Consider the following 16,076-nt stretch of genomic DNA (forward strand, 5'->3'; position numbering starts at 1 on the left):
CCGATAGGTTATTTCTATCAGGATATACCAAATCAGGACGCGTCTGGTAGCTGCCTCGTTTCGGCGGCTTCCTTTCCCGCCTCGACGCGCGTCTCCGGCGATATCCTGAGCAGGGTGATCTGGTTCCGGTGTCGGCGCAGGATCTTGAAGCGGAATCCGTGGAACACGAACTCCTGGGAGACGTTCGGAATGGTCCTGGCCTCGTGCAGTACCAGTCCGGCGATGGTCGAGGCCTCCTCGTCGGGCAGGTTCCAGTCGAATTCCCGGTTGAGGTCCCGCAGCGTCACGGTGCCGTCGATCACGTAGGAACCGTCCGGCTGGGGACGCACGCCCGCGACCGCCACATCGTGCTCGTCGCTGATGTCCCCGACGATCTCCTCAATGATGTCTTCCAGGGTCACGATCCCCTGGAACGCGCCGTATTCGTCGATCACCAGGGCAAAATGCTCGCGCCGGGCCCGGAAGGCCTGCAACTGGTCGAGCAGAGTGGTGGTCGAGGGGATGAACCACGGGTCGGCAGCGATGTCCCTGATATCGAGCTTCTCGAGTTCCTCGGCGCTCAGTCCCTTGACGGCACGCAGAACCGCCTTGGCGTGCAGCACGCCGACGATTTCCTCATGGTCCCCCTTGAAGAGAGGCAGGCGGGTATAGGGGCTCTTCATGATCTGCGAGATCAGGTTGTCCAGGGTGTCGTCCGCATCCAGCATCTCCACCCGGCGACGGTGGGTCATGATTTCCTCGACCCAGACCTCGCTCAGATCGAGAATGGAGCGCAGCATGGCGCGCTCCTCGCGGACCTCCTCCTCGTCGACCTCGACCCGATGACCGTGCAGCTCGATCAGCCCGCGAAGCTCCTCCTCCTGCTCGGAGTGACCGAACTCCTCGGAGATCTTGACCCCGAACAGCGCGAGGATGCCGCGGACGATCCACCGGACCGCCTTTGCGATCGGACTAAGGATAAAGACGATGACATTGACCAGCGGGGCCACCACGAGCGCCACGCGGTCCGAATTGTTCAGCGCGTAGGTCTTCGGCAGGACCTCGGCAAAGATCACGACGATCACGGTCATCACCAGCGTCGCGTAGGCGACTCCGGTCTCCCCGAAGAAATGCAGGAAGATCGTGGTCGCGAGCACCGAGCTCAGAATATTGGTGATGTTGTTGCCGATCAGGATCGCCCCGATCATGGTCTCGCTGTGTTCGCGCAGCGCGAGCACGCGATGTGCGCGCTTCTCGCCCTTGCGATCGAGCTGGTGCATCCGGGCATAGGAGGCACCGGTCAAAGCGGTCTCCGAGCCGGAGAAAAAGGCCGAGAACACGATCAGCAGCAAGATACTGCCAATGGTCAGCAGCAATTCGGCGTCCATTATCCGCTATTTCTCCCTGACTCTAGGCGCCGGCCGCTGCCGACAGGTCTTCTTCAAGCATGCCCTGGACCGCGTCGGGCGCGACATCGTCGCTGGTGAAAGCCTCGCCGATCCCGCGGGCCAGCACGAAACGGATGGTTCCGTCCCGCGCTTTTTTGTCCCTGCGCATGGAGGCCAGCAGATCCCCGGCCTTCCATTTTTCCGCTCCCGGAATGTCGCGGACCCGCGCCATCAGTCCCATGCCGGCCAGATGGCTGCGCGCGCGCTCCGTGTCCTGACCCGGACAGAGGCCGAGACGGCGCGACAGCTCCAGCGCCTGGACCATGCCGATGGAAACCGCCTCGCCATGCAGCAACGAGCCGTCATAGCCCGCCGCCGCTTCCAGCGCATGCCCGAAGGTATGGCCGAAATTCAGCAGTTCCCGCAGCCCCGCCTCGTGTTCGTCTGCAGCCACAACGGCCGCTTTCGCCTTGCAGCTCTCGACCACCGCCGTGATCCGCGCCGCCTCGTCGCCCGCGATGAGCGCGGCACCGTGCTGCTCAAGCCATTCGAAGAAAGCCACGTCGCGGATCAGTCCGTACTTCACCACCTCGGCATAGCCGGCGAGGATCTCACGCTTCGGCAGCGTCGCGAGCGCGCCGGTGTCGGCGAGCACCAGGCGCGGCTGATGGAAGGCGCCGACCAGATTCTTGCCCTGAGCCGTGTTGATCCCGGTCTTGCCGCCGACCGAACTGTCGACCTGCGCCAGCAGGGTCGTCGGAATCTGGATGAAATCGAGTCCCCGCAGGACCGACGCGGCGCAAAATCCGGCAAGGTCACCGACCACCCCGCCACCGAGGGCCACGACCCCGGTACGCCGGTCGACGCCGCTCTCGAGCATCTTCGTCACCACATGCTCGTAGCTTTCGAAGCTCTTCGACCCTTCGCCCGGCGGCACGGCGATCGTGGTGGAGGATATGCCAGCGGCTTTCAGCGACGCGATCAGCGGCTCCAGCCAGAAGCCCGAAACCGAGGAATCGGTGACGATGAAAACCTTCTTTCCACGCAGGACCGCGCCGATCTCCGCTCCCGCATTCTCGATCAGATGCGGTCCGACCCGGATATCGTAGCTGCGCTCTCCGAGGGCTACGGGGACCGTCTGGATGGTTGTCATTTCAATGTCCTGTCCTATCGAGAGCGGCGGTCGCGGTTCTCATTCCGCGGGAACGGTGTCGGTCACGCCGTCGAGATAATCCGCCAATACCTCGCACGCCCGCTCGACGGTGGCTTCGATCGGCCCGCGGCGGGACTCCACTTCGAGGTCTGCCAGCGCATAGACCGGGTAGCGTTCTTCCATCAGCTTCCTCAGTACCTCACGCGGATTATTCTTCGCGAGAAGGGGCCGGCCCTGCCGCCGGCTCACACGCTCGTAAAGGACGTCGAGATCGGCTTTCAGCCAGACCGAGACCGCGTGTGCCGCGATCGCGGCCCGCGTGTCTTCGGCCATGAAGGCCCCGCCGCCGGTCGCAAGCACCACGGGCGGTCCGTCCAGAATGCGCTGGATCACCCGTCGCTCGCCGCGCCGGAATTCCTCCTCGCCGAATCGCTCGAAGAATTCGGGAATGGTGCAGCCTGCGGCGCGTTCGATCTCCTGATCGGCGTCGATGAAAGGCATCTGCAGCTTTTGCGCAAGCCGGCGGCCGACGCTGCTCTTGCCGGCGCCCATGAGGCCGACCAGAACGATGCTTTTCGTCATTTGTTCCGGGGAATGCGCCAGATCGGAGTGAATCACCATGGGAAGCAGGCCGCGGCACCGGATGGCAAGCAAAGGTCGCTTGTCTGATACATCCGGTACCTCTCTTTACCTCTCCCTCGTTGAACTCGCTCCATGCGGCCGGTATGCTGCCGCAAACGCGTCATAATCCGCCGGTAGCATAACTTTCCGTATATGGCGTTGCAAACGCCTTGGGTCAGGTGCGTGCATGCCGGCAGGACCGGGGGCGCGCGAAACAGTAATTCCATGGGTCCACGGCATGAAATTGACGCTCTGGGTTGTGGTCGTCATAGCATTGTTCTTCGGCGGCGGCTTCGCGTTTCTCTCCACTTGGGATATCCCGGCACCGACCAGCCAGATCGAACAGGTTCTCCCGAATGAACAATTCCCCCGCTGATCGCCCGGCGCGGGGAACGCGGGCGGCGCTCGCCGCCGCGGCGCTGCTTCTCGGTCTTTCCTTCAACGCCCCGGAAAGCTTGGCGCAAGGCGCGCCGAAACCGCTCTTGCCCGCGCTCGGTGCGCCGAAACCCTTGCTGGTCCAGCCACAGCCGGCCGCACCGGCCGAGGGCACGCCCGAGCAACCGTTTCCGGCCACCGGAAGCGCTCCCGCCACGGACGAGGACCCGCTGAAGGAAGGCATCGCCGTCGACACTCTGGACGCGGTTTCCGTCGAGACTGTCGGCACCATCGGCCCGGACGAGAACGCGCTCCCCGCAAGCATGTGGGAAGGTACCCCGCGTTCGGCGATCAAACGCATGCTGACGCTGGTCGGCGCGCCGCCGGCGAATGCGACGGTGCGGAACCTGCTTGAGCGCGTGCTTCTGAGCCCGGCCGCGGTTCCGGAAGCGGAAGACCCGGCCGACCACGGATCAATCGTCAACGCCCGGATCGACGCCCTCGAGCGGATCGGCGCCTGGGATCACTATGTCCGCCTCCTCAACGTCGCGCCCGCCGCCGGTCCGGAAGGCACCGACACCGTGCTGCCGCCGGCCCTCCGCGCGCGTCTGATGGCCGATGCCGGCTTTCTCACCGGCGATACCGATACCGGCTGCGCCATCGCCCGCGACGCGATGCTCTCGGTGCCGGAGGACCGCTACTGGCAGAAAGCGGGCACCTTCTGCCTCGCACTGGCGGACGAATGGGAGAGCGTCGAGTTCAATCTCCGCCTGATGCTGGAACTCGGCGAAGAGGACAAACGCTTCTTTGAGCTGATGCGCGCCGTCAGCGGCACCGCCTCGACCTTGCCGCAGATGCCGGAAGCTGCCCAGCTGCGCCCGCTCGACATCGCGATGATGCGAGTCTCGGGCATAGCCCCGGCGATGCCCGACACGGAAGCCGTCCCAGCGGCTCTGATTCCGGTGCTGATCAAGTTCCAGGCGATCAGCTTCGAGGATCGCCTCCGTCTTGCCGAGCGCGGCGAACGGCTGGGTCTGGTCGCGCGGAAGGATTTGATCTCGCTCTACGAGCTGGTGGAGATCGCCCCCTCGCAGATGGCCAACGCGCTGAGCGTCGCCGCCGCGGACCCTAGCGCCAACGGCCGCGCCCTGCTCTATCGTGCAACCGCGAGCCAGACCCTGCCGCTGTCTCGGGCCCAGGCGATCCAGGAAGCCCTGAAGCTCGCCCGGCGCGATGGCCTCTACGCGCAGACCGCACGGCTCTACGCGCCGCTGATCAACGAGATCCCGACGACCTCACCGCACTCCTGGTTCGCCGCGGACGCGGCGGGAGCGTATATCGCGGCCGGCATGACCGAGGCTGCGGATCCCTGGCTCGCGCTTGCCGAACGGGAAGCACGGCTCGGTGAAGAGCAGGCAACGGCCTGGCGCGAAGCCGTCATCATGGCCCGTCTCGCGGCGGGAGAACGCGTGCCGCTGGACAACGGGTTCCTGAAAAGCTGGTGGGACGGATTGCGCGGCGCCGCTGGCGAGCAGGCCCCGGCCCGTGCGGCTCTGCTGTTCGGGCTTCTGGAGGCGACCGGCGCGGAGACGCCGGGCACCGTCTGGCGCGGACTGGTCGACCGGGCCCTGCCCCTCGCCTACAAATCGCCCCCGCCGGCGCTCGAATGGGCCCGGCGGGCCGCCGCGGCCGGGGGGCAGCTCGGTGAAGGCGCCTTGCTCACCGTCCTCTCTCTCTCCGGCGCGGAGCTGACCGAATTCGATCCCGCCCATCTGACGAGCTGCGTCCGCACGCTTTCGCAACTCGGGCTCGAACAGGATGCCTACCGCCTCGCGCTCGACATTTACCTCGCGTCGGCGCCCTCGGCTCCGGCAGCTCCGGCGAACGAGTAGCGCATGGGCCGGGACGCCGGATCGGTCGAACGGTTTCTTGAAATGCTGCTCGCCGAGCGCGGCGCCTCGGCCAACACGATCGAGGCCTATCGCCGCGATCTGACCGACTTCGCCGCGACCCTCAAGGCCCGTAAGCGGACCCTGACAGATGCCGGGAGCGATGATATCCGGGCGTACCTGGCCGGACTCGAGTCGGCGGGCATGGCGCCGCGGACCGCAGCCCGGCGGCTCTCGGCGATCCGGCAGTTCTATCGCTTCCTCTTCAGCGAAGGTGACCGGACGGACGATCCCTCGACCGTGATCGACAGCCCGCGCCAAGGCAGGCCGCTGCCAAAGATCCTGAGTGAAGGCGATGTCGATCTTCTGCTCGCCGCTGCCAGAGGCCGCGGCGGTCCCGACGGGATCCGCCTGACCTGCCTGCTGGAAATTCTCTATGCGAGCGGGCTCCGGGTCTCCGAGCTCGTCTCCCTGCCGCTCGCTTCGGTCGCCCGCGACCCGCGCGTGCTGATCGTCCGGGGCAAGGGCGGCAAGGAGCGCATGGTGCCGCTGACCGAGGCCGCGCGCGAGGCGATCGCCGCCTTCAAGGAGGTGCGCGCCAGCTATCTGCCGGAAGGCGCGACCTCGCCGTTTCTGTTCCCATCGCGCGGCAGCGAGGGTCATCTGACCCGGCGGCGCATGGGGCAGCTTCTGAAGGAACTCGCCGCCGAATGCGGCCTGCGCCCTGCCTCGGTCTCGCCGCACGTGCTACGCCATGCCTTCGCCACCCATCTACTCGACCATGGCGCGGATCTCCGCAGCGTCCAGCAGATGCTCGGACACGCGGATATCTCGACGACGCAGATCTACACGCACGTCCTGGCAGAACGCCTGAAATCGCTGGTTACCGAACATCATCCGCTGGCGAAAGCCTCGGCAAAAAGCTGACGCGGAAGCGTAATCCAGCCGTTGTAACCCGCCGCCCGGACGTTTATGGTGCGGCGCTCCCAAACACAGTGATTCGACGGATATGCGCGTCTTTCTGGACTTCGAAAAGCCGATCGCCGACCTTGAGGGCAAGATCGAAGAACTGCGGCACCTCTCCTCCGAGGGCGATATCAATATCGCCGAAGAGGTCGGCAAGCTGCAAAGCAAGGTCGAGCGGCAGCTCAAGCAGTCCTATCAGAAGTTGACCCCGTGGCAGAAAGTGCAGGTCGCCCGGCATCCGGACCGGCCGCATTTCAAGCAGGTTCTCTCGCATCTGGTCGAGGATTTCACCCCGCTCGCGGGCGACCGTGCCTTCGGCGAGGATCAGGCCATCATCGGCGGCATCGGCCGCTTCCGGGGTTTCTCCGCCGTCATCATCGGCAACGAGAAGGGCGGCACCACCGAGGAGCGGATCCGGCATAATTTCGGCATGGCGAAGCCCGAGGGCTACCGCAAGGCGCGCCGGCTGATGGAAATGGCCGAACGCTTCAACCTCCCGGTTCTCACCTTCGTCGACACCGCCGGTGCCTATCCCGGCATTGGCGCCGAGGAACGCGGCCAGGCGGAAGCCATCGCCAAGTCGATCGAAGCCTGCCTCTCTCTTCAGGTACCCGTAATCGCCTCGATCGTGGGCGAAGGCGGCTCCGGCGGCGCGGTCGCACTGGCGGCGGCGAACCGGGTACTGATGTTCGAACACGCGATCTATTCGGTGATCTCGCCGGAAGGCTGTGCCTCGATCCTCTGGCGCAGCGGCGAACATACGAAGGATGCCGCGGAAGCGCTGAAGCTGACGGCGCAGGACCTGAAGAAGCTCGGCGTGATCGACGAGATCGTGCCGGAGCCGCTCGGCGCCGCACACCGGGACGCCGAAACGGCCCTCACGGCCCTCGGCGACGCGGTCGAGGCCTCGCTCCGGAAACTGGTCGGGACCGACGGTGGCAGGCTGAAGGCCGACCGGCGGCGCAAGTTCCTCGAGATCGGCAAGAAGGGTCTCGCCTGAGGCCCTTCGCCGCGCCGCAGCAAAGTTACGTGACGCTTGCTCCCGTTTCGCGCTAGGTGATTGCGGACCCGCTCCGGCACCGGACGACCGGACAGGATCCAGGGGACCGCAGAATGCTCGGCTATCGCACCCTTCTCATCGCGCTCCTGCTCGCGGCCCTCGCGGGCGGTGCTTACTGGTACACGCACCGCGAGGACGGCCCGCCGGACGGTTTTGCCCGCGGCAACGGGCGGCTTGAGGCCGAGCGGGTCGATATCGCCAGCAAGTTCTCCGGCCGGATCAGCGAGGTTCTGGTCTCCGAGGGTGCGCATATCGAGGCGGGGACCGTCGTCGCCCGGCTGGATGCGACCGAAATCACCGCGCAGCTGCGCGAAGCCGAAGCCGCCGTCATCCAGGCCGAGGAGGCCCTGAACGAAGCCCTCGCATTGCAGAGCCAGCGCAAAAGCGAACTTTCTCTCGCCGATCTGGAGATGAAGCGCGCCGAGGCTCTCGGCGCGAAGGGTTTCGCCAGTGGCGAGACGCTGGATCGGCGGCGGACCGAGCGCGCCACGGCGATGGCCGCGCTTACCTCCGCCGAAGCGGGGATCGCACGCGCCAAAGCAGCAATCGAGGCCCGCAAGGCAACGGTCGCACGCATCCGCGCCGACCTGCAGGAATATGAGATCTCCGCGCCGGTTTCCGGCCGCGTGCAGTACCGTCTCGCCGAACCGGGAGAGATCGTCGGCGCCGGCGGCAAGATCGTCACCATGCTCGATTTGACCCGCGTCTACATGACGATCTATCTGCCGACACGCGATGCCGGCCGGATCGCCTATGGCGCCGAGGCGCGGCTGATCTTCGATGCCGCGCCCGAATACGTGATCCCGGCGCGGGTCACCTTCGTCGCTTCCGAAGCGCAGTTCACCCCGCGCTATGTCGAAACGGAGAGCGAGCGCGACAAGCTGATGTTCCGGATCAAGGTCTCGATCCCGCCGGAGATCCTCGACGGCTACGAGCGCATCGTGAAGGCCGGCCTGCCCGGCATCGCCATCGTCCGGACGGCGGCGGAGCTGCCCTGGCCGGAGGAATTCGCGATCAATCTGCCGGCGCGCAATGGCTGACGGCGGCACGCCGATCCGTCTCGCCGGCGTCGGCCATCGCTATGGCCGGACCGCCGCCCTCCGCGACATCACGCTGGAAATTGCCCCTGGCAGCGCGATCGCGGTGATCGGCCCCGACGGTGTCGGCAAGTCCACTCTTCTGGCCCTGATCTCCGGCACCAAGAAGATCCAGAGCGGGAGCGTGGAGGTGCTCGGCGGCGACCTCCGGCAGAGCGGCCACCGGCGCCGGGTCTGCGGCCGCATCGCTTACATGCCGCAGGGTCTCGGCAAGAACCTCTATCCGACATTGTCCGTCGCCGAGAACCTCGACTTCTTCGCCCGGCTATACGGTCAGGACGAAGGCGAACGGCAGCGCCGTGCGGATGAACTGCTCCGGGCAACCGGTCTCGCGCCCTTCCGTGATCGCCCGGCGGAGAAGCTGTCCGGCGGCATGAAGCAGAAACTGGCGCTCTGCTGCGCCCTGGTGCACGACCCGGACCTGCTGATCCTCGACGAGCCGACCACCGGCGTCGATCCGCTCTCCCGCCGCCAGTTCTGGGAGCTGATCGACCGCATCCGGGCCCGGCGGCCCTGGATGACCGTGATCACCGCCACCGCCTACATGTCCGAGGCCGAGCATTTCGACCGCCTGATCGCGATGAACGACGGGGCGATCCTGGCCGACGGCACGGCGGAGGACCTGAAACGCCAGACCGGGACCGACAACCTCGAGGATGCCTTCCTCGCCCTGCTTCCCGAAGGCCGCGACAAGACCCGCTTCACGCCGCGACCGAAACCCGAGCGCGGAGCCGCGGAGGCGGATATCGCCGCGATCGAGGCCCATGGCCTGGTGATGCGGTTCGGCGATTTCACCGCGGTCGATGCCGTCGACTTCCGCATCGAACAGGGCGAGATCTTCGGATTTCTCGGCTCGAACGGATGCGGCAAGACCACGACGATGAAGATGCTGACCGGCCTCCTCACCCCGACCGAAGGCGAGGCCCGCATCTTCGGTGAACGGATGAATGGTGGCGGGATGGAGATGCGCCGCCGCGTCGGCTATATGTCCCAGTCCTTCTCACTCTATTCCGAACTCACGGTCGGACAGAACCTCGACCTGCATGCGGGCCTGTTCCGTGTCGAGGGCGCCGCCAAGCGCGACCGTATCCGCGAGCTCGCGGACCGCTTTGAACTCGCGAACGTTATGGACATGCGGCCGGACGCGCTGCCGCTCGGCATCCGTCAGCGTCTGCAGCTTGCAGTGGCGGTGCTGCACCGGCCGGAAATGCTGATCCTGGACGAGCCGACCAGCGGCGTCGATCCAGTCGCCCGAGACGAATTCTGGAACCTGCTGACGGAGCTCTCGCGGGACGAAGGTGTCACGATCTTCATCTCCACCCACTTCATGAACGAGGCCGAGCGCTGCGACCGGATCTCGCTGATGCATGCGGGCAAGGTGCTGGCCATGGGCGAACCGAAAGCGCTCGTCGCCGACTCAGGCTGCGAGACCCTTGAGGAGACCTTCATCCGCCTTCTCGAAGCGGAGACGGAGGACGGACCCGAGGCCGCGACCGACAGTACCCCGGTACTCGACGGCAAAGCCGCCCCGATCGGCGCCCCGGCCTGGTTCTCCGCGGCACGACTCTGGGCCGTTGCCCGGCGCGAGAGTTTCGAGCTGGTACGCGACCCGATCCGTCTCGCCTTCGCCCTGTTCGGCCCCCTCATTCTCATGCTCGCTATGGGATACGGCATCACGTTCGACGTCGAGGACATGCGCTATGCCGCGTTCGACCAGGACCGCAGCCGGGAAAGCCGGGCGCTGCTGCGCCAGTTCGAAGGCTCGCGCTATTTCTCCGCCGCGCCGGAACTATCAAGCATGGCATCGCTCGAGGAACGGATGCAGCGGGGAGAGATCGGCCTCGCGCTGGTGATCCCGCCCGGTTTCGGACGCGATCTCGCCGCCGGACACCGCCCGGAGCTGTCGGCCTGGCTCGACGGCGCCATGACCAGCCGCGCCGAGACGACGCGCGGCTATGTCGAGGGCGCGTTCCAGTCCTTCCTCGCGGAACTGGCAAGAGAGGACGGCACGGCGGAAAGCAGTCCCGCGCTCGCCACGATCGAGACCCGCTTCCGCTACAACCAGGGCTTCACCTCCCTCGAGGCGATCCCGCCGGGCATCCTGATGATGCTCATGATCATGATCCCATCGATGCTGACGGCGCTGGGCGTGGTGCGTGAAAAGGAACTCGGTTCGATCACCAACCTGCATGCGGCTCCGGCGACCCGCTTCGAGTTCCTGGCCGGCAAGCAGCTGCCCTATGTGGCGGTGGCGCTGATCAGCTTCCTCACCATGCTGGCGATGATGATCCTGCTGTTCGGCCTCACTCCGAAAGCGAGCCTGCCGATGCTTTTCCTCGGCGCCGTGCTCTACGCGATCGCGACGACCGGGTTCGGCCTGCTGGTCTCGACCGTCGTGACCTCGCAGGTCGCGGCAATCTTCGCCACCGCGATCATCGTGCTGATCCCGACCATCAACTTCTCGGGCATGCTGCATCCGGTCGCCACGCTCGACACGACCGGACGCACCATCGGCCGCTCGTTCCCCGGCGCCTATTTCCAGGAGATCAGCGCGGGCGTCTTCAACAAGGGCCTGAGCGCCGCCGATCTGCTTCCAAACCTCGGCGCGCTCGCTCTCTTCTGTCTCGTCTACTGGGCGCTCTCCTCGGCCGCCCTGCCGAAACAGGCAAGGTAGCGACCATGCGCGCCCTGCTCATCATCCTCCGGCTCGGGATCAAGGAGATCTACAGCCTCGCCCGCGACCCGGTCCTGATGGGGCTGATCGTCTACACCTTCAGCATCAGCGTCTACACAGTCGCGGACGGGGTGGAGACGGAGCTTCGCGACGCCGCGGTCGCCATCGTCGACGAGGACGATTCCGCGCTCTCCCACCGGCTGCGCGGCGCTTTCCTGCCGCCCTATTTCAAACCGCCTGCGATCATCGGCATCAACGAGGTCGACCGGGCGCTCGACAAGGGGCTCTACACCTTCGTGGTCGACATCCCGGCGGACCTGGAGGCCGACATCCAGCGCGGGCGGGAGCCGGTCATCCAGCTCAGCGTCGATGCGACGGCGATGTCCATCGCGGGCAACGGCGCCGGATATATTTCGGAAATCCTGACAAACGAGATAGCCAAATTCGTGAGCCGGGCGGAACCGGACACGGAGCCTCCGGCGCTCCTCAAGGTCCGGGTGAAATACAATCCCAACCTGGAGGCCGTGCGCTTCAACGCGGTGATGGAGGTGATCAACAACATCGTCGTCATGGCCATCATCCTGACCGGAGCCGCGGTGATCAGGGAGCGCGAGCACGGCACCATCGAACATCTGCTGGTGATGCCGGTCAGCGCCGTCGAGATCATGATCTCGAAGATCTGGGCGAACGGCCTGGTGATCCTCGCGGCGGTCCTGCTCTCGCTCGAATTCGTGGTCCGGCGCGGGCTCGGCGTGCCGCTTTACGGCTCGATCGAGCTGTTCGCAGCCGGGGCCTGCATCTTCCTCTTCTGCGTCACTGCGCTCGGCATCATGCTGGCGACCTTCACCCATTCGATGCCGCAATTCGCTTTGCTCTGCATCCCGGTCTTCGTCGTGATCAACCTGCTCTCCGGCGGACATACGCCGCTCGAGAGCATGCCGGAGATCCTGCAGACGGTGATGCAGGTCTCCCCGTCGACGCACTTCATCCGCTTCTCGCAGGCGGTGATCTACCGCGACGCGACGCTCGGGATCGTCTGGCCGGAGCTCGCGATCATGCTCTTGATCGGCTGCGTGTTTTTCGCGTTCGCTTTCGTTCGGTTCCGAGCCTCGATGGCGGCGCGCTAGAACGGGCGGGGATTACTCCCCGGCCTCGCGCATGGCGGCGCTGTAGAGGTTCGGCCCAGCAAACTCGCGGTCATGGGTCAGAGACGGCACCTTGCCGCGCGCCTCGTCCACCAGGGCGAGATCTATCTCGGCGGTGATCACGCCCGGCTCCTCGCCGGCATCCGCCAGCACCTCGCCCCACGGGGCGACAATGACCGAATGGCCGTAAGTCTGGCGGCCGCCCGCATGGGTGCCGCACTGCGCGGCGGAGATCACAAAACAACCGTTCTCTATCGCCCGGGCGCGCTGCAACACATGCCAGTGCGCCTCGCCCGTCACCTTGGTGAAAGCGGCCGGCGCGAACAGCACCTTGGCGCCCGCCTTGGCGAGTGAACGATAGAGATAGGGGAAGCGGATGTCGTAGCAGATCGTCAGCCCGAAGGTGCCCCACGGCGTCTCCGCCAGCACACCTTCCTCGCCGGGCTTGTAGGACGCCGACTCCCGGTAGGTCTGACCGTCGCCGACCTGCACGTCGAACATGTGGATCTTGGTGTAACGCGCCGCGATCGAGCCGTCCGGCGCGATCAGGAAGCTGCGGTTCGCCAGCCGCTCGTCGTCCGTCAGCTTGACCGAGAGGGAGCCTGCATGGAGCCAGATGCCGAGCTCGGCGGCAAGGCCGCGGAAGGCGGTGAGCACCTCGTGCTCCTCCTCCACCTTGGCCTTGGCGCGGGCGGCCGGCTTGTCCGGCTCGAACATGCCGACGATTTCCGGCGTGGTGATGAAATCGGCGCCCCGCGCCTTCGCCTCGCGGATCATCGGCGAGACCTCGGCGATGTTCACGGCCGGGTCCGGCTTCGAATTGGTCTGCACGCAGGCAACGGTGAATTTGCTCATCTGACGGATCCCCGGTCGGCGTTTCAGGAGGCTTGTGCGGCCAGCATTTCGTCGAGCTTACCACTTGCCTCAAGCGCCGCCAAATCATCCGAGCCGCCGATGCCGACGCCGTCGATGAAGATCTGCGGCACGGTGTAGCGTCCGTCGGCGCGCTCTTCCATCGCCGCCCGCTTCGAGCTGCTCATGGTGACGTCGATCTCGGTGTAGGCGACGCTTTTGCTGTCGAGCAGCTTCTTTGCTCGCACGCAGAAGGGGCAGAACATGGTTGTGTAGATTTCGACCTCGGCCATGGAGGCAACTCTCCCTCGATGCTGTATTGCCCATAGATGGTGCGCGACCGCCGCAAATCCAGCATGGCGCCGGAGCGGATGCAAGCCCCCGACTAGAGCACGCGCGCGAGTGTGAGCAGATCGATCTGCGCTGCCCCCGCCTTGCGGCAGGCCCGGATGCAGGCCTCCGCCGTCGCGCCGGAGGTCCAGACATCGTCGACCAGAAGCAGATGCCGTCCTTTCAGGCGCTCCCGGCGGTCGGCCCTCACCTGGAAAGCGCCCCGGACATTATCGCGCCGCGCGGTCTTTCCGAGACCTCCCTGGCTGGGGGTCCGGCGCGCGCGCTCCAGCGAGAGCGGGTCCCACGAAAGTCCGGTCGCCCGTGCCAGATCAGAGGCGATCAGAGCCGACTGGTTGAAGCGCCGCCGCACCCGCCGCCAGAGATGCAACGGCACGGGCAGGATCAGCGGCTCAGAGGCAAACAGCTCCTCCCCCGACTGCACCATCCAGCGGGCGAACAGCCTTGTCAGGCTCTCGTCGCCGCCATGCTTAAAGCGGAGGATCATCTCCCGACTGGCATCGTCATAGGCGAGCGCCGCCCGCGCGCGGCCGTAAAGCGGCGGTTCTGCGATGCAGGTGCCGCAGAGCGCATCACCGCCGATATCGAATTCGAACGGACGGCCGCAACAAGCGCACCAGGGCGGGCCGAGAAAAGTCAGGGCCGTCCAGCAGGATGCGCAGAGCGCGTCGTCCGCCACCACCAGCGCGCCGCATTTCTTGCAGCGCGGCGGCAGGACGAGATCGAACAGCCGTCGTCCGCTCTCAAGGGCGAATGTTCCGAGTCCGCCGATCACGCCGCCGCCGCGCCTCCTCCGGTCAGGCCAGGTTCCAAGCCCCTGGCCCCGGGACAATGGAACGGATTGGCGCTTTTCCCGGAACCGCGCGATGGCCTATACCAGCGCCATGATGGATCAGATGCTCGTCTTCGATCGCAAGCAGGTCCGGCGCAACCGTGACCGTGCCGCCCCGGGCTATGCCGCGCACGATTTCCTGAAGCGGGAAATCCGGGAGCGCGTCCTCGACCGGATGGGCGACATCCAGCGGCGGTTTCCGCGCCTGCTCGATCTCGGCAGCCACGGCGGATTGCCGCGGCGGGAGCTGGACCCGAAACTCGGCGTCGAGTGGATCGTCAGCCTCGATCCGTCAGAACGTTTCGCCGGGACCGCGGCATCCACCGGGCCGTCCGTCGCCGCCGAGGAAGAGCTGCTGCCCTTCGCGCCTGCAAGCTTCGACGCCATCGTCAGCACGCTCTCGCTGCATTGGGTGAACGATCTGCCGGGCGCCCTCGTGCAGGCGCGACAATGCCTGAAGCCGGACGGCCTCTTTCTCGGCGCCATGCTCGGCGGGGAGACCCTGCACGAACTCCGGGCGGCGCTCACCGCAGCCGAGACCGAAGTCCTCGGCGGCGCCGGACCGCGCGTCTCCCCCTTCGCCGAGCTGCAGGACGCCGCGGGTCTGATGCAGCGGGCGGGATTCGCCCTGCCCGTCGTCGACAGCGACCTGCTGACAGTTACCTACGAGAATGTCTTCCTGCTGATGCACGAACTCCGCGGCATGGGCGAGGGCAATGCCATCGCTGCCCGGCGCAAGGGCATGACGCCGAAATCCGTCTTCCTGCGCGCGGCGGAGATCTATCACGACCGCCACGCGGGTCCGGACGGCCGCATTCCCGCGAGCTTCCAGATCCTCTACCTGACCGGCTGGGCGCCGCACGCCTCGCAGCAGAAACCGCTCCGGCCGGGGAGCGCGGCACACAGGCTTGCAGACGCGCTCGGAGCCACGGAATTGCCGGCGGGCGATCCCGCCGCCCCCGGACGCAAACCGCACTAGAAGCCGATTTCGGTTCCCGGCAGCGCAACCCGGCGCGAGATCAGCCCCTCCGGACCGCTGATGGTGCAGTCGAGATCACGGATCCGGCCATCCTCGAGACCGTAGGCCCAACCATGCAGCTGGAGGGACTTGCCGGTCTTCCAGGTCGTCTGCACGATCGGGGTCCGCCCCAGGGTCTGCACCTGCGAGCGGACATTCAGCTCGCAGAGTTTCTTGTGCCGCGCCTCGGGGTCGGTAAGTTCGTCGAGTTCGTGCCCGTAACGTTCGGCGACATCGCGGATCGGCTGCAGCCAGTGGTCGACGATACCGTGCTCCTCGCCGTCGACAGCGGCATGCACACCGCCGCAGCCATAATGGCCGCAGACGATCACATGCTTCACGCCGAGAACCTCGATGGCGAATTCGAGCACCGACAGCATGTTCAGGTCGCCCGGATGGACCAGATTCGCGACATTGCGATGCACGAAGACCTCACCCGGCTCGAGCCCGGTGATCACGTTCGCCGGCACCCGGCTGTCGGAGCAGCCGATCCAGAGAAACTCCGGTGACTGCAGTCCCGACAGCTTGTCGAAATAGGCGGGATCCTCGCGCAACTTGCCTTCCGCCCACGCCACATTGTGCTGCAGAAGACTCGATAGATCGCGCATCGTTTACCCTCCAATCCGTTCGGCTCCGGATCGGATGGGTATAGGAGCTTACCGCATAAACCGAAAGA

General features: G+C 66.1%; 15 protein-coding genes. 8 read left to right on the top strand and 7 right to left on the bottom strand.

What is annotated here, in order from left to right:
* Positions 1–32: 32 nt before the first annotated feature.
* From IG122_RS12290 to IG122_RS24055, 3 genes are read right to left on the bottom strand one after another with little or no spacing between them, the layout of a single operon-like run.
* The gene (locus IG122_RS12290; RefSeq protein ID WP_193183905.1) at positions 33–1,367 is read right to left on the bottom strand and encodes an HlyC/CorC family transporter; all 1,335 of its coding nucleotides are present in this window, start codon (positions 1,365–1,367) and stop codon (positions 33–35) included.
* Positions 1,368–1,389: 22 nt separating this feature from the next.
* Positions 1,390–2,520: a 3-dehydroquinate synthase gene (gene aroB, locus IG122_RS24050; protein ID WP_226893541.1), complete on the bottom strand. Its 1,131-nt coding sequence runs from the start codon at positions 2,518–2,520 to the stop codon at positions 1,390–1,392.
* A 39-nt stretch (positions 2,521–2,559) separates the two neighbouring features.
* Positions 2,560–3,102 (bottom strand): shikimate kinase, encoded by a 543-nt coding sequence (locus tag IG122_RS24055; RefSeq protein WP_264299724.1) that lies wholly within the window; start codon positions 3,100–3,102, stop codon positions 2,560–2,562.
* Between the two features lie 226 nt (positions 3,103–3,328).
* Between IG122_RS24055 and IG122_RS24060 the strand changes: the two genes are divergently transcribed.
* The 7 genes from IG122_RS24060 (at position 3,329) to IG122_RS12325 (ending at position 12,329) form a co-directional block, all read left to right on the top strand.
* Positions 3,329–3,517 (top strand): hypothetical protein, encoded by a 189-nt coding sequence (locus IG122_RS24060; RefSeq protein WP_226893543.1) that lies wholly within the window; start codon positions 3,329–3,331, stop codon positions 3,515–3,517.
* Entirely contained in the window at positions 3,498–5,408 is a 1,911-nt protein-coding gene (locus IG122_RS12300; RefSeq protein ID WP_193183907.1) for a hypothetical protein, read from the top strand. The genes IG122_RS24060 and IG122_RS12300 overlap by 20 nt, the downstream gene beginning before the upstream one ends.
* Before the next feature lie 3 nt (positions 5,409–5,411).
* The gene (gene xerD / locus IG122_RS12305; protein ID WP_193183909.1) at positions 5,412–6,332 is read left to right on the top strand and encodes a site-specific tyrosine recombinase XerD; all 921 of its coding nucleotides are present in this window, start codon (positions 5,412–5,414) and stop codon (positions 6,330–6,332) included.
* A gap of 82 nt (positions 6,333–6,414) precedes the next feature.
* Positions 6,415–7,371: an acetyl-CoA carboxylase carboxyltransferase subunit alpha gene (locus IG122_RS12310; RefSeq protein ID WP_193183911.1), complete on the top strand. Its 957-nt coding sequence runs from the start codon at positions 6,415–6,417 to the stop codon at positions 7,369–7,371.
* Positions 7,372–7,484: 113 nt separating this feature from the next.
* On the top strand, positions 7,485–8,471 hold the full coding sequence (locus tag IG122_RS12315) for an HlyD family secretion protein (protein ID WP_193183913.1): 987 nt from the start codon (positions 7,485–7,487) through the stop codon (positions 8,469–8,471).
* A complete protein-coding gene (rbbA, locus tag IG122_RS12320) occupies positions 8,464–11,202 on the top strand; it encodes a ribosome-associated ATPase/putative transporter RbbA (protein ID WP_193183915.1) in 2,739 nt (912 codons plus the stop codon). The genes IG122_RS12315 and rbbA overlap by 8 nt, the downstream gene beginning before the upstream one ends.
* A 5-nt stretch (positions 11,203–11,207) precedes the next feature.
* Complete coding sequence (locus tag IG122_RS12325; RefSeq protein WP_193183917.1) at positions 11,208–12,329, top strand: ABC transporter permease; 1,122 nt, start codon at positions 11,208–11,210, stop codon at positions 12,327–12,329.
* Between the two features lie 12 nt (positions 12,330–12,341).
* Here IG122_RS12325 and IG122_RS12330 read toward each other — a convergent pair whose 3' ends face one another.
* The 3 genes from IG122_RS12330 to IG122_RS12340 all read right to left on the bottom strand — a co-directional run bounded on the left by IG122_RS12330 (position 12,342) and on the right by IG122_RS12340 (position 14,325).
* Positions 12,342–13,202 carry a carbon-nitrogen hydrolase family protein gene (locus IG122_RS12330; protein WP_193183919.1) on the bottom strand — a complete coding sequence of 287 codons (861 nt, stop codon included), beginning with the start codon at positions 13,200–13,202 and terminating at the stop codon, positions 12,342–12,344.
* Positions 13,203–13,225: 23 nt separating this feature from the next.
* Positions 13,226–13,492 carry a glutaredoxin 3 gene (gene grxC / locus IG122_RS12335; protein WP_193183921.1) on the bottom strand — a complete coding sequence of 89 codons (267 nt, stop codon included), beginning with the start codon at positions 13,490–13,492 and terminating at the stop codon, positions 13,226–13,228.
* A 92-nt stretch (positions 13,493–13,584) separates the two neighbouring features.
* Positions 13,585–14,325: a ComF family protein gene (locus IG122_RS12340; protein WP_319024873.1), complete on the bottom strand. Its 741-nt coding sequence runs from the start codon at positions 14,323–14,325 to the stop codon at positions 13,585–13,587.
* Between the two features lie 91 nt (positions 14,326–14,416).
* Between IG122_RS12340 and IG122_RS12345 the strand changes: the two genes are divergently transcribed.
* Positions 14,417–15,361: a methyltransferase domain-containing protein gene (locus IG122_RS12345; protein ID WP_226893544.1), complete on the top strand. Its 945-nt coding sequence runs from the start codon at positions 14,417–14,419 to the stop codon at positions 15,359–15,361.
* Here the strand turns inward: IG122_RS12345 and can are convergent.
* Positions 15,358–16,008: a carbonate dehydratase gene (gene can, locus IG122_RS12350; RefSeq protein WP_193183923.1), complete on the bottom strand. Its 651-nt coding sequence runs from the start codon at positions 16,006–16,008 to the stop codon at positions 15,358–15,360. The two genes, IG122_RS12345 and can, sit on opposite strands and share 4 nt — an antisense overlap.
* Positions 16,009–16,076 lie beyond the last annotated feature (68 nt).

It is taken from the genome of Nisaea sediminum (genome assembly GCF_014904705.1).
Taxonomy (GTDB): domain Bacteria; phylum Pseudomonadota; class Alphaproteobacteria; order Thalassobaculales; family Thalassobaculaceae; genus Nisaea; species Nisaea sediminum.

Bases quoted from the DNA above. Each gene is read 5' to 3' on its own strand.
- IG122_RS12315 (WP_193183913.1), top strand. From the start codon at position 7,485: ATGCTCGGCTATCGCACCCTTCTCATCGCGCTCCTGCTCGCGGCCCTC.
- xerD (WP_193183909.1), top strand. From the start codon at position 5,412: ATGGGCCGGGACGCCGGATCGGTCGAACGGTTTCTTGAAATGCTGCTC.
- IG122_RS12345 (WP_226893544.1), top strand. From the start codon at position 14,417: ATGGCCTATACCAGCGCCATGATGGATCAGATGCTCGTCTTCGATCGC.
- grxC (WP_193183921.1), bottom strand. From the start codon at position 13,492: ATGGCCGAGGTCGAAATCTACACAACCATGTTCTGCCCCTTCTGCGTG.
- IG122_RS12330 (WP_193183919.1), bottom strand. From the start codon at position 13,202: ATGAGCAAATTCACCGTTGCCTGCGTGCAGACCAATTCGAAGCCGGAC.
- rbbA (WP_193183915.1), top strand. From the start codon at position 8,464: ATGGCTGACGGCGGCACGCCGATCCGTCTCGCCGGCGTCGGCCATCGC.
- IG122_RS12300 (WP_193183907.1), top strand. From the start codon at position 3,498: ATGAACAATTCCCCCGCTGATCGCCCGGCGCGGGGAACGCGGGCGGCG.
- IG122_RS12290 (WP_193183905.1), bottom strand. From the start codon at position 1,367: ATGGACGCCGAATTGCTGCTGACCATTGGCAGTATCTTGCTGCTGATC.
- IG122_RS12325 (WP_193183917.1), top strand. From the start codon at position 11,208: ATGCGCGCCCTGCTCATCATCCTCCGGCTCGGGATCAAGGAGATCTAC.
- IG122_RS24060 (WP_226893543.1), top strand. From the start codon at position 3,329: ATGCCGGCAGGACCGGGGGCGCGCGAAACAGTAATTCCATGGGTCCAC.
- IG122_RS24055 (WP_264299724.1), bottom strand. From the start codon at position 3,102: ATGACGAAAAGCATCGTTCTGGTCGGCCTCATGGGCGCCGGCAAGAGC.
- can (WP_193183923.1), bottom strand. From the start codon at position 16,008: ATGCGCGATCTATCGAGTCTTCTGCAGCACAATGTGGCGTGGGCGGAA.
- aroB (WP_226893541.1), bottom strand. From the start codon at position 2,520: ATGACAACCATCCAGACGGTCCCCGTAGCCCTCGGAGAGCGCAGCTAC.
- IG122_RS12310 (WP_193183911.1), top strand. From the start codon at position 6,415: ATGCGCGTCTTTCTGGACTTCGAAAAGCCGATCGCCGACCTTGAGGGC.